The following is a 10,997-nucleotide window of genomic DNA, read 5'->3' as shown; positions in this document are numbered from 1 at the left end:
AATAAGCTCGTTCATGGTGGACTCCTCTAAGCCGCGACTGTGCTCGCAAACTCAGTCTGGCACTCGATGAGTGCGCTGGTGAGGAGGAGTCCATCCCATTGCTAACGGCCAGGAGCGGACGTTTGGCCTACTTGAACTGATAGACCTGAATTCCCAGCGAGCGGACGGTCCGCGAGTTGAACTGCGCGGGCCTGTACCTAAGGGTGGTCACATGGTCCATGGCGAGCTTAGACAGTCGATCGTCATCAGATTTCAGGACGAGTGGGTCGATAGGTGTGCCGTCGGCGTTGAGTACAAAACCGATGAGAACAGTCCCAGTTACAGGCGCCCCTGACTCGTCGTTCGGCGTGGCCGGCTGAGCGCCGGCCAACAGGCTCATCGGCTGATAGCCAGCGGAGCTGAAGATCATCGCGAACGGGTACTTGCAGCCGTAGCGCTCCTGGAGCTCCATGTCCAACCTGGACGTCTCAGGGGTCACGCGATTGAAGACCACGTCGTCTACGGACGGCTGACTCTGCTTCTCGCAAGCGAGGACACAGCCCGGCCACGCAAGCAACATACAAAATGCCCAGCGCTGCCAGCCCCTGATCAGGAACAATGATGCGGCCATGCGTTTCCCCATTGTCTGCACCCCAAGCTCGGGCAGCGTTTGCCCAAGCTACCCTCTGACCGCGCGACTGCAATCGTCCGCTTCGGGTCGAAAGCGGACATTACCAGTCGCCGGCGCGCCCGTCCTGCCCCAATGTCCGCTATCGGCCAGCAGCGGACATAGGTAGAACCGACCTAGGCTGCGGCCGAACTACCGGCACGGTTGCTCCAGACGCCCCATGCGGCGACCAGATTCGCCGCAATGCAGATCCAGAAACCACCTTTGATTTCGTGCCAAAGGCCGATGCTGGCGAAATACAGACATCCGGTTGCTAACAAGGATAGGGCAAAGCCGGCCCGGGGCGCGCGTCCGAACGCAATCACTGTGGAGCTTCCTACCGCCACGAAACAAAGCCAAAGCGCCTTGACCGAACCATCAACTGCCCACAGAGCGCGAATCTCAGGCGTCGCCGGAAGGAAATTCAGCACTAGGTCGAACGCAACCAGCGAATGTAGAAAGGTCGCGAATCCCATGAGGATTGCCGCGTATTGGAATGCGCCTAATGGCCGTGATTGCATGAGGTTGGCATTCCAATTGGGTCGAGGCGGACATTGGCACCGCGCCGGGACCCGTGCCGGTAAAACGTCTTGCTGTCGGCTACTAGCGGATGTCGACGACTTTCGGCATCAGTCGCCGAAACGAGCTACTAACGACGTCCTTGCCTGCTCTAGCTGTGCTGCGTAGTCCGACGAGAAAGGCGCAATCAGCTGCCTTTGCAAAGCCGCTTCTAGCGCCCAGAGAGCGTATCGCTCTGATACGTCGATGCTTTCCGCAACCCGGCCTGAGGCAAGCAATTCGGACAGCACCAGGGCTTCGTCGTCTTCTAGAGTTACTTGTGTTGGCATTCCTATCCCGCTGGAGACCGTGATCGAGCCCAACTCAGCGGAGGGACTGAATGTCCGCTTTGGGTCGGAAACGGATATTGGCGCCAGCCCGGACGCCCGCCCCGGGCCAACGCCCGCTATCGCCCAGCTGCGGACAGAGACAGTCTGCGTGACCGTTACTCGAAGGCGACGCTGTTCAAATAATCCCGATGGAGATGGAACCCCAGCGCCTGGCGCCAGCCGGAACTGCCGTCCAGTTCCGCGCTCACCGAAGGCGCCCGCAGGAAGCCGAACCTCTCGACAACAACGAACGAGAGCCCCGACCTTCCGATTCGATTGAAGAGCTCACGCAGGAAGTCCGCCGACTGTGGAGTCAGTCCGTTCAAGTCCATATGCGCGCCAAAGGACCGAACCGCCCACGCTCTCAGGTCGTTGGCGGTCCGGACCTTCCCGTGATTCAGCACCAGCCTGATCGTGCCCACGCCATGGCGTCCTGTTCCAGCGGTTGCGTTACGAAGGGCTCGCTACCCGAAGGCGCCCGCCCCCGCGGACATTAGCACTGCCGGCAGCCCACGACCGCCCGCTATCGGCCACACGCGGATACAGGCCAACGCCAGAATCAAGCGGAGCCGCGAAGTCGCTTCGGATTGAGTAATCCGTCAGAGCTGTTCACTGAGCAAACTCGACGGAGCAATGCCGAGAGTCGGATGTCTGAGCAATACGCCGACGCGCCCTTAACTACCGACCGTGCCGTGCGCGTCTTCCGTCGTCGCGTTGCGTAGTCGCGCGACTTTCCGCGAACTCAGGGAAGGTCTCCGCTATCGACGCCTCATCCGGCAAGATGTAGAACACCCCGCCCCGCTCGAACGTCGGGCGCATGATCTGCTCGTAAAATTCGGGCGAGACGTTGATGCAACCATGCGTGATGCGGTTGTCGTCCGGCGAAGGCGATGCAAGGCGTTCGACGCGTTTTTCGGCCGGCACGCCGGTGGCCGTCGGGTGGATGGAGACCGCGGAATCGTAGTCCACCCAGAGCACGCGCCCAGCGTCGGTTGATGGGCCGAAGCCGCCTACAAAGCGACCGGCAGGCGTCGTGCGATCGCGGCCGGGAATTTCACGAAGCGCGAGACCGGCGATGCCGGGGGCCGTGTGATCGCCGACCGCCGAGCCAAAGAGCCCGGATGCCGCGCCGCGAAGCCGGCCGTCGCCGCCGAACACCAGGACCTGGGCGGCGGCCTTGTCTATGACCGCGAACGGATAGCCTTGGCTGTCATTGGATGCGACAACCCAGCCCGCGAGCTCGATTACCGTGCCGGACACATCCTGGCCTTGCGGAAGCTGGTCGACGGCGGTGAACGATTGGGCAGCGGGATCCTCGGCGCTGGCCGCGCCGAAGCTCGCGAACGCCAGTGCCAGCGCCAGCGCGCCAGAAGCGGCCCGGATGGCAGGGGAAATGCACGTATTGATGGGACGGTTCCTCAGGACAAAGACGATGGCTAAAGAAAAGAGACCGGTGGCCAGCAAAGGCCACCGGGTCTTGGGTTCAACCGTTCGTCACAAACTTCGCAAGAACGACTAACCGCGCGGCTTGCGGACCGGCGCCGCTTCGAGCTGCTGGACGCGGCTTTCCAGTGAATCCAACCGCTGGTTCGCCTGCTGCGCAGACTGATTCGCCGATTCGGCGCTTTGGGCTGCGCCCTGGACCTTCTGGTCGAGAGAGTCGAGGCGCGAGTTGATCGTCGCAAACTCTTCTTTATAGGTGGCGCAGGCGCCAAGGCTCAGGGCGACGATCGCCACGCCGAGCGCACGCGCCATCGCCAGATTTTTCTTGGTCAGAATCATTCCAATCCTCCTTCGTCTGGAACCTCGGTAGTACAGCGGCCTTTTTGCCGGAGCCATGATGACGTTGGAATATGTAGATGGATTGTGAAGACGTGACAGCCCTGGAGAGCTGCGGCTTCAAATTCATCAGCCCCAACGAAAACACACGGCATTTAAGGCTCGGTGCGGTCCGCTTTGGGTCGCGGACGCGCACATTGCCACCGGTTCCGCCCCCCACCTCGCCCCGAATGTCCGCAAACGGAGCGGACATCGCCGGCGAGTCAAGGGAACCGGAAGTCCGTAGCGTACCCACGAAGCAGTCGCCAGGTCGGATCGTCGTCACGTTCCCACGTCAAACGGGCATCGGCGTATCTGGAAGTTATGGCCCGTTCAAACTGGTCCAGATCGAACGATGCATTGACGTAGACGTAGTAGGTGCGCTTGCCGGCGAACGTTTCCACGACGGCAACCAGTCCATGCACCTCACCGCTGAACGGTTCCAGGAGCGCCGAATCGAGGTCCTCCAGTGAGCGGTGTAATCCGATTCCGGCAGTCCGTTGCTCTTTACCACGCTCAAGTGATGAGTGATGACGAGAAGAACCGGAAACTGCGGCCGCAGGGATTCGAACTCGCACACCCTGATGTCGGGCCTTCGAAAATGGATGGGAAAGCCTTCGTGTGTCGTATTGCTCATCAGCCAACGCCTTGGCGGGCTGCGCATCGATTCCAGGCCTGCATCCATCCGTGTACCTGTTTGGGTGTCGTGACCGGGGCGAGCCTACAAGATCGGCGCACTGCCGGGCGTGCCGATGTCCGTTATCGCCAGGAGCGGACGAATCATCACTCCGCCTCTTCGACCCGCAGGACATACGCCGGCAGGTCGGACTGGCGCTCGATTCGGCCCGTAAGGGTGGCGCGTACTGGCGGCTGCTTGGGGGCCAAGGTCCCGGCCAGCGCGCTCCAGAATTGATCGGTAGCCTTGTTTCCTTCGCCACCGACGATGCGCAGCGAACCATCCGGGCAGACAGGGTCCTCAATGACGCTAAGGTGCCGCAGCATCCGGGCCTCGCCCACCAAGGTGACGCGATGCCCTTCAAACCGCGAAGGGTCTGCACCGATCTCGCAGACAGACGCAAGCTCCGATTCACGCGAGCAGGAAGCGAGCAAGACCAGCGCTGATGCCATCAGTACCCTCATCCGATCTCCCTATTTCAGCGACGTCCGCTATGGGTCGAAAGCGGACATTAGCAGCCCGGTCGCCGAACGTCGCCGCCGAACGTCCGCTATCGACTAGGAGCGGACGTTCGGCCGCTAGCTGTCGAATGGTGGCTTAGCTACCCCATCAGGCTCTCGGAGTCCCGCTCGGATTTCCTCTGCAACTCGCTCGGCCGATTCCGGCCAACCAAGCTCCATGGCCCCGACACATCCCCAGCAATCTCCGCCGCAATCGGCTGAAAGCGGGTCGGCCGGGACGGCAAGCCTGCGGCCGCAGATGTTGCACCGGGAGTTAACCATCGACGCATTCCTCATCAAGAAACACGACAGCGAGGTCACGGGGGCGAATCGGAAACTGGTTCTAACACCGCCGCCCCCCTTATCGAACGTCCGCTATCGGCCAGAAGCGGTCATTCGAAACTCACTTGGACTTGCCGGGAGTGGTGCTGCTTGTTCCATCCATCCCCCCGGTTTGGCGGCGTTTCCAACTGCCTTCCTCGCGGGACAGTTCGCGCACTGCATTCCGAATGTCCTGCTCGGTTATGCCTTTGACGCGAATCGAGCAGGACTTAATCCGGTGGTATCCGTCCAAGAAGATCATCGCGCTATCACCCGGAAGGATTCCCGACCCACAGTCCGCCCCGCGCACCTCACCGCCCTTGAAGTTCCCTTTGAAGGCTTCGTTGACGATGAACGTTGGCTGGTCCCGTGTCTCGTTCGAATCCGGCATCGGCGGAGCGACGGAAGTCACGGTTCCAAAGAAGACGTACGTAGAACCCTGGTACTGGCCGCGTGTCCATTCCAGAGGGCCCGAGGTAACAGCATTGCATGTGCAGTCCTGTGCAACGGATTGCCATGGGAGCGAAAGCAGCAAGCCCGCGATGAGCAATCTCATGCCACCCATCACCATTGTTGTTGAACGCATTCCGCTAACGTCCGCTTCGTGTCGGAAGCGGACATTAGCACTGGCCAAGGCGACCGCTCCACCCCAATGACCGCTATCGGCCAGAAGCGGACGTTCGACCACTAATCGTGGTGAGCCACGCGCGCCGCCCTGCGCGCCTGAGCGGCCCAGAAGAGGCCGAGGGTGATCGCACAAATACCTTGGGCGAAATACAGCACCGCGCGGTTATTCGCACTCAGGAGCGAGCCGGTGCAGAGACCAATGCCGACCGACACCATCAAATAGCCGGTTGCAGCCTGCCCCTTGAAGCTCGGAAGGCGTGGTGAACCGAACAGGATGCGCAGTAGCAACCCACTAGACCACGCAAAGATGACGGCAAGGACAGCAAGGACACCTACGATGGACGGGGTCAGGAAATCAGGGCGCTCAGAGGCCGCACGAAAGACGTACCAGAAGAGGTATCCGAGCCCGGAACTCAACAGCAATGCAAAGAGTCCCCCGAGGTACGTTTCCGATTTCGTTGGCAAACGGTTGAGGTGTCTCACGGGCCACCTGTCTGTTAGATGTCATACGCATACTGGGCCCCAGTGGAGAACGGCGCATTGCTCTACTTCTGTCCGCTTTGGGTCGAAAGCGGACATTACCAGCGGTCGGCGCAGCCGTCCCGTCCAGACGTCCGCTATCGGCCAGTAGCGGTCATTCCCGCATCGGAACTAGCAGAGTCCCGAGCTGAAGGTGGCGGCAATCTGCCGCAGATATTCCCCAGACGTATTTGGACCCAGGTAGGCAGCAAAGCCAGCAGCCTTCGCTACGAAGAACGAAGCCGCGACCAAACCAGCTAATGCTGCGCGCTTGGTCGCACTGCCCCGACCTGGTGTGATCAAACTCAACACCGCAAGCGTGAGAACACCATAGCCAACGTAGGCGTGCCATACGTAGCCGCCACAAGAACCAAATCCAAGCCATGCTCCGGCACAGGCAGCGCCGACAAAGGCCAGGCCGCGAAGAATGGCCGGTTGGACCGCAAGGCTCTTCTTTGACATAGCTCGAACGTGATTCCCCGGCTCAGCTCAGCGTACTCGATGCCCCGGACAACCGTCCGCTTTGGGTCGAAAGCGGACATTAGCAGCCCGGCTACCGGGCGTCCCGGCCGAACGTCCGCTATCGGCCAGAAGCGGACATTGCCTCCATCAGTCGCTGTCAGAACCAGTCTCGGAACAGCCACACGGGCTGGGCCCCAGATCCAGCACGGTCACGTCCCCCACCGCCTGCGGCTCTTCCTCGTTTGATCTCCAAGGCGGGGGCCGGTCCGTAATTAGGAACCCTAGGATGAGGATGGCTCCCACCACAGGTGTCAGCCAGACGAGGACTACATGGATCCATTTCTGCGCACGAGTGAGAGAAACAGACCGCACGGCGGCGATGCTGGCGGAGAGGTTGAGTATGAAGAGCGCGGTAGCACCGACAGTTGCCCAAACTTCCATGTACTCCTCCAGGAATGGTCCCCAGTCGCCATGCGGCGTTCGTCGAACCCATGTCCGCTTCGGGTCGGAAGCGGACATTACCTCCGCACACCGCGCTCCCGCTAGCAAGCTCGGGAGGCGAAGCCCTATCGCCCGCGTCGCACGCCCGGCGGCGGCGCCGGTGCGGGCGGTGTGGGTGTCTGCCGGCCGTCGCTTTCGCGCATCAGCTTTTCAAACTCGGCGCAGGCCTGACGCTGTGCTTCGCAGATGAGCGCACTCGCCCAGAACGACTGCTTGCCGTCGCTCACCACGCGGCGCCTGACCATCGCCGGGGCCCACGGCCAGCCTGCATCGTCGAAGACCTCGTACGCCTCCATACGAAGGTGGTCGTTGAGCCTGAAGTAGCGGATGTGGTCGCGCTCGGGCTCGGGTTGGCCTTCGCGTGCGAGCCGGGCCAGGTTCTCGGCCACCGTCGGGAAGTCCAGCGGCAGCGGGTCTTCGATCCACACCGGCAACGTGCCGTCGGCCGCGGGCGTCTGCACCGGCGAGAACTGCATGCGGTCGTAATGCGCCAGCGCCTGTTCGATGCTGTAGGCGCCCGGCTGCGCACCGTCCGCCTTGGCCAGGGGCGACGGAGGCAGCCCGTCGGGCGAGAACTCCACCGGCACGCGAACGCGCCGATGCTCCTCGCCTTCCTCGAACACCCAGCCGCGCGCGGCGCTAACCGCCGCCTCGTCGAGTTGCGCATGGCCAGAGGAGGATTCCACCTGCACGTAGGTCACCACGCCGCAGGGGTCGAGCGAGAGCACCAGCACGGTCGTGCCCGACAGCGTCTTGGACGCTTCGTCCGGGTATTGCGGCGGCTTCATCGGAGTGGCCGGCGCACACTTGCCCGGCGAAGGCGCGGCGTTGTCCGGTTGCGATGGCGCCTGCGCACTTACTACCGACACGCACAACGAAAGTCCGAGCGCGCACAGGCGCTTGTCGAATTTCATCCTTGTCCCCTGAGTCGTGATGCGTACGCGGCGGTCCCCACCGCCGGGCTCCAGCCTATTCGGGCGCGGTTGCGGTCGCAAGGCGGAGGGGGCTTCCACCGTGAGAGCCGCCGCGCCAGGGTCGCGCGCCTCCGCCGAGGGTGCCTCAATCGGCCGTCCGAGGGGCATCGCCTGCCCGGCAAACGTGAGCGTCGAGCGATCCACCGCCACCGACGGCACGGAAAACCTCATCGTCGACGGAATATCCGTCACGCGTGGCGAAAAAAGCGCCAACGTCGGCACTTCAAACGCCAGCGCCGGCACTTGAAGTGCCATCGTCGACGCAAAAAGCGCCGACGTTGACGCTTTTTTCGCCACCGTCCATCGCGAAAAGTGCCGTGCGTGGCGCTTTCTTCGCCATCGACGACACTTCAAGTGCCGCGACCGGCGCAAAAAGTGTCGGCGTCGGCGCTTTTTTCACCACGGGGAAATCCGAAAAGCGTCGCGCGTGACGCTTATTTCGCCGGCGCCGGCACTTGAAGCGCCGCTGGCGGCACAAAAAGTGCCGGTGCCGGCGCTTTTTGTGCCATCGCTGGCGCGCGCGGCTGGTTCGCATACGTGCGCCTCTAAGGCGCAGCCCGAGGCCTTCAACGGGCAGTCGCGCCCGGACGATTTCGAGATTTCAGATCGAACATGAATGCCCCGGAACGCCCGGTGCGCGGCGCGCGCAACGTGCACCGCCACATGAACGCAATCGCGATTCCGCCGTCAGATCACGAATAAGTAACACTCGATAGCGCAGTCTCCACCGGCACTACGACGCAATGTCGTAACGGCCGCTCAGCCGCGCAGCACGATCCCCTCCCCATCCGCACTGAGTCCTATCGCCCCTGCCGTCGGCAGGAGCCTGGCTTCGGCCATCCTCGATTCCGTGCATTTCGGATCGCATCAAAGGCAATCATTCTTTATGAACACCACCACCAACACCAATTCCAAGAACCTCGTCGACACGGCTGCGGCAAACGGTTCGTTCAAGACCTTCGGCAAGGCCATCGAACGCGCAGGCATGAGCGACATCCTGCGCGGCGTGGGCCCGTTCACCATCTTCGCGCCCACGGATGCGGCGTTCGAGAAGCTTCCGGCCGGACAGCTCGACAACCTGTTCAAGCCCGAGAACAAGGAAGAACTCGTTTCGCTGCTGAACTACCACGTCGTCAGCGGTCGCAAGACCGTGGCCGACATCGGCAAGTGGGAAGCGGCCAAGACGGTCAACGGACAATCCGCCCCGATCACGCTGGCCAACGAAAAGGTCAGCATTGACGGCGCGCAGGTGACCTCGGCCGACATCAGCTCCAGCAACGGTGTCATCCACGGCATCGACAAGGTCAACATTCCGACCAAGCAGTAACGTCATCGGATTGACCCACGGAACGGCGGGGCTTGCCTCGCCGTTCTTTGTTTGTCGGCACTGCGCCGGAACGACTCGCCGCAGGGCAAACCGGTGGAAGCGCCCCCTTCGCAGACGGGAACCCGATGAGTGCCGTGATGGCCCAACCCCCTACCCTCGTGCGTCCGCCGTATTCCGCGTTGACGCGCGTCATTGGACAGCAGGCTCGCGACTTGCATCCAAAAGCCAGCTGGGACGACGTGTCGTGCGAGCTGGAAACCCTGTGGGCGTCGTACGTCACCGGGCTGCCCTGGCCGGAAGTGGCGGAGCGGATTCTGGCGGCGTGGCAAGACGCCGATCCGCGCCTGGCGAAGGATTGACTGCCACTCAGCGGCCCGAGCCGGTGGAGGCGTTCGCACAAGGGCAAGAAGCGGCGGACGAATAGGCCGCGCATTCGCGGCAAGGTCACAAGCCGCAGCCGCGCCGCATTGCCATCCCTACGCCCCCGGATGTGCCTCGCGGGCCCGGCTACGGTGGCCTCGCCACTCGGCGTTGAAGATTTAGGACTCTTCCCATGGTGAGCACTTTTCTCGCCACCTAGCATCGCCGGCCGGCTCGATCCACGTCGGCGGTAACCGGATGACGTGGAGCAGGCCGTAAGCCCTCCACTTCCGCCCATCCCCATGTCCCCCCGTACTTCTGATTTCTGCTCCACGAAGACCCGTGGATGCAGCGCGCTCGCGCTGTACGCCGTGATGCTCACCGGGCCGGTGCTTGCGGCCGATAACGCGCCGCCGCCGTCCTTGTCGACGGATGCACCGACCTCGCCCGTCGAGGCGCCGGCCGCCAGCACGCCGACGGCGAGCATCAGCGCCGACCGACTCTCCATCGACGCCAGAACATCGCTTCCCGATAGCCCCATGGGAAAAGGCGACGAAGTCCTGCGCCTGGTCCAACGTTCCACCACCGGCAAGGTCGCGGCGGCGTATACGGCCGTCAATGTGCTGACTGGTCTGCTTGGTGGCGGCGTGAAGGTCGGCAGCTTCCACAAGGATCAGCTCAAAGGCACGAAGATCGATTCGATCCCGAATCCGGCGCTGGCTGCACTCCCCGGCGCGTTCCGCAACCGCCTGGATGCCTACTTCGAACAGCATCGCGACGCACTCCCGGCCGAGCACCGTGCGATGCAGATCGACGCGGGCGATTGGCTGCTGGTGTACCAGAAGCTTTCCGATGCCGACACGCAATACGAGCTTCGCTTCCAAGCGCATGTCGGTGTGCCACCGAAGAAGCTCGGCTTTATGAAGTTCGAGCGCAGCAACATCTCGATGAGCTGCCAGCCCGCACCGAAAGTGGCATCGCTTGAGCAGTGGCAGGCGGAGGACTACGCCCTCGTCAAATCGACGGCAAACGCCTACGTGGAAGAGTGCGCCGAGCACTTCGCGCAAGCCCTGCCCGGTTGGTTTCCGGATTCGGCGACGTCGCTGTCCGCGTCTGAAAACGGGAAGTCCTGATGTCGGCCGCCCGGGTATGCGACGCGCACCCGGGCTTCTTCGTCGGTCCGACGCGCGCAGGGTGAAATCGCGCGCATTGGATTCGATGCGGCCGGCGGGACGCGCTTCGCATATCGAATGCAGGGCGACTGCGACAAAGGCTGACGCCGAACTTTGAACTGACGCACATGCGTCGTTGAATCGCGCGCGTTGCATCGGCACGCTGGGGTTGCACCGGCGAACTCCGGTGCCGGGATTGGCGTCCCG

Annotated in this window: 15 protein-coding genes; 4 read left to right on the top strand and 11 right to left on the bottom strand. The window is 62.6% G+C overall.

Features of this window, described 5'->3' with window-relative positions; genetic code table 11:
- Positions 1 to 127 precede the first annotated feature (127 nt).
- From JI752_RS19170 to JI752_RS19120, 11 genes are all read right to left on the bottom strand, one after another.
- Positions 128 to 610: an energy transducer TonB gene (locus JI752_RS19170; RefSeq protein ID WP_216967323.1), complete on the bottom strand. Its 483-nt coding sequence runs from the start codon at positions 608 to 610 to the stop codon at positions 128 to 130.
- 173 nt (positions 611 to 783) lie between these two features.
- Positions 784 to 1,122 (bottom strand): hypothetical protein, encoded by a 339-nt coding sequence (locus tag JI752_RS19165; RefSeq protein ID WP_216967321.1) that lies wholly within the window; start codon positions 1,120 to 1,122, stop codon positions 784 to 786.
- A 527-nt stretch (positions 1,123 to 1,649) separates the two neighbouring features.
- The gene (locus tag JI752_RS19160; protein ID WP_216967319.1) at positions 1,650 to 1,955 is read right to left on the bottom strand and encodes a hypothetical protein; all 306 of its coding nucleotides are present in this window, start codon (positions 1,953 to 1,955) and stop codon (positions 1,650 to 1,652) included.
- 256 nt (positions 1,956 to 2,211) lie between these two features.
- Positions 2,212 to 2,889, bottom strand: coding sequence for a hypothetical protein (locus tag JI752_RS19155; protein ID WP_216967334.1), 678 nt, complete (start codon positions 2,887 to 2,889; stop codon positions 2,212 to 2,214).
- A gap of 159 nt (positions 2,890 to 3,048) precedes the next feature.
- Positions 3,049 to 3,315 (bottom strand): hypothetical protein, encoded by a 267-nt coding sequence (locus tag JI752_RS19150; protein WP_216967317.1) that lies wholly within the window; start codon positions 3,313 to 3,315, stop codon positions 3,049 to 3,051.
- A gap of 819 nt (positions 3,316 to 4,134) precedes the next feature.
- On the bottom strand, positions 4,135 to 4,479 hold the full coding sequence (locus JI752_RS19145; protein ID WP_216967315.1) for a hypothetical protein: 345 nt from the start codon (positions 4,477 to 4,479) through the stop codon (positions 4,135 to 4,137).
- A 451-nt stretch (positions 4,480 to 4,930) separates the two neighbouring features.
- Entirely contained in the window at positions 4,931 to 5,404 is a 474-nt protein-coding gene (locus tag JI752_RS19140; RefSeq protein WP_216967314.1) for a hypothetical protein, read from the bottom strand.
- A 131-nt stretch (positions 5,405 to 5,535) separates the two neighbouring features.
- On the bottom strand, positions 5,536 to 5,958 hold the full coding sequence (locus tag JI752_RS19135; protein WP_216967312.1) for a hypothetical protein: 423 nt from the start codon (positions 5,956 to 5,958) through the stop codon (positions 5,536 to 5,538).
- A 168-nt stretch (positions 5,959 to 6,126) separates the two neighbouring features.
- Positions 6,127 to 6,456 carry a hypothetical protein gene (locus tag JI752_RS19130; protein ID WP_216967310.1) on the bottom strand — a complete coding sequence of 110 codons (330 nt, stop codon included), beginning with the start codon at positions 6,454 to 6,456 and terminating at the stop codon, positions 6,127 to 6,129.
- A 566-nt stretch (positions 6,457 to 7,022) separates the two neighbouring features.
- Positions 7,023 to 7,871 carry an energy transducer TonB gene (locus tag JI752_RS19125; protein WP_216967308.1) on the bottom strand — a complete coding sequence of 283 codons (849 nt, stop codon included), beginning with the start codon at positions 7,869 to 7,871 and terminating at the stop codon, positions 7,023 to 7,025.
- A gap of 283 nt (positions 7,872 to 8,154) precedes the next feature.
- Positions 8,155 to 8,331 (bottom strand): hypothetical protein, encoded by a 177-nt coding sequence (locus tag JI752_RS19120; RefSeq protein ID WP_216967306.1) that lies wholly within the window; start codon positions 8,329 to 8,331, stop codon positions 8,155 to 8,157.
- Positions 8,332 to 8,358: 27 nt separating this feature from the next.
- Between JI752_RS19120 and JI752_RS19115 the strand changes: the two genes are divergently transcribed.
- The 4 genes from JI752_RS19115 (at position 8,359) to JI752_RS19100 (ending at position 10,751) form a co-directional block, all read left to right on the top strand.
- Positions 8,359 to 8,547 carry a hypothetical protein gene (locus tag JI752_RS19115; protein WP_216967304.1) on the top strand — a complete coding sequence of 63 codons (189 nt, stop codon included), beginning with the start codon at positions 8,359 to 8,361 and terminating at the stop codon, positions 8,545 to 8,547.
- 270 nt (positions 8,548 to 8,817) lie between these two features.
- Positions 8,818 to 9,258, top strand: coding sequence for a fasciclin domain-containing protein (locus JI752_RS19110; protein WP_216967302.1), 441 nt, complete (start codon positions 8,818 to 8,820; stop codon positions 9,256 to 9,258).
- Positions 9,259 to 9,395: 137 nt separating this feature from the next.
- Entirely contained in the window at positions 9,396 to 9,617 is a 222-nt protein-coding gene (locus JI752_RS19105; protein ID WP_216967300.1) for a hypothetical protein, read from the top strand.
- Between the two features lie 375 nt (positions 9,618 to 9,992).
- Positions 9,993 to 10,751, top strand: a complete 759-nt coding sequence (locus JI752_RS19100; RefSeq protein ID WP_216967298.1) for a hypothetical protein — start codon at positions 9,993 to 9,995, stop codon at positions 10,749 to 10,751.
- Positions 10,752 to 10,997 lie beyond the last annotated feature (246 nt).

The sequence above is a fragment of the Lysobacter sp. MMG2 genome, assembly GCF_016735495.2.
GTDB lineage: Bacteria > Pseudomonadota > Gammaproteobacteria > Xanthomonadales > Xanthomonadaceae > Lysobacter_J.
Note: the sequence above shows the minus strand (reverse complement) of the source record. Positions and strands in the feature narration are given on the sequence as shown.

Bases quoted from the DNA above. Each gene is read 5' to 3' on its own strand.
- JI752_RS19145 (WP_216967315.1), bottom strand. From the start codon at position 4,479: ATGGCATCAGCGCTGGTCTTGCTCGCTTCCTGCTCGCGTGAATCGGAG.
- JI752_RS19140 (WP_216967314.1), bottom strand. From the start codon at position 5,404: ATGAGATTGCTCATCGCGGGCTTGCTGCTTTCGCTCCCATGGCAATCC.
- JI752_RS19100 (WP_216967298.1), top strand. From the start codon at position 9,993: ATGCTCACCGGGCCGGTGCTTGCGGCCGATAACGCGCCGCCGCCGTCC.
- JI752_RS19170 (WP_216967323.1), bottom strand. From the start codon at position 610: ATGGCCGCATCATTGTTCCTGATCAGGGGCTGGCAGCGCTGGGCATTT.
- JI752_RS19110 (WP_216967302.1), top strand. From the start codon at position 8,818: ATGAACACCACCACCAACACCAATTCCAAGAACCTCGTCGACACGGCT.
- JI752_RS19105 (WP_216967300.1), top strand. From the start codon at position 9,396: ATGGCCCAACCCCCTACCCTCGTGCGTCCGCCGTATTCCGCGTTGACG.
- JI752_RS19130 (WP_216967310.1), bottom strand. From the start codon at position 6,456: ATGTCAAAGAAGAGCCTTGCGGTCCAACCGGCCATTCTTCGCGGCCTG.
- JI752_RS19150 (WP_216967317.1), bottom strand. From the start codon at position 3,315: ATGATTCTGACCAAGAAAAATCTGGCGATGGCGCGTGCGCTCGGCGTG.
- JI752_RS19125 (WP_216967308.1), bottom strand. From the start codon at position 7,871: ATGAAATTCGACAAGCGCCTGTGCGCGCTCGGACTTTCGTTGTGCGTG.
- JI752_RS19165 (WP_216967321.1), bottom strand. From the start codon at position 1,122: ATGGGATTCGCGACCTTTCTACATTCGCTGGTTGCGTTCGACCTAGTG.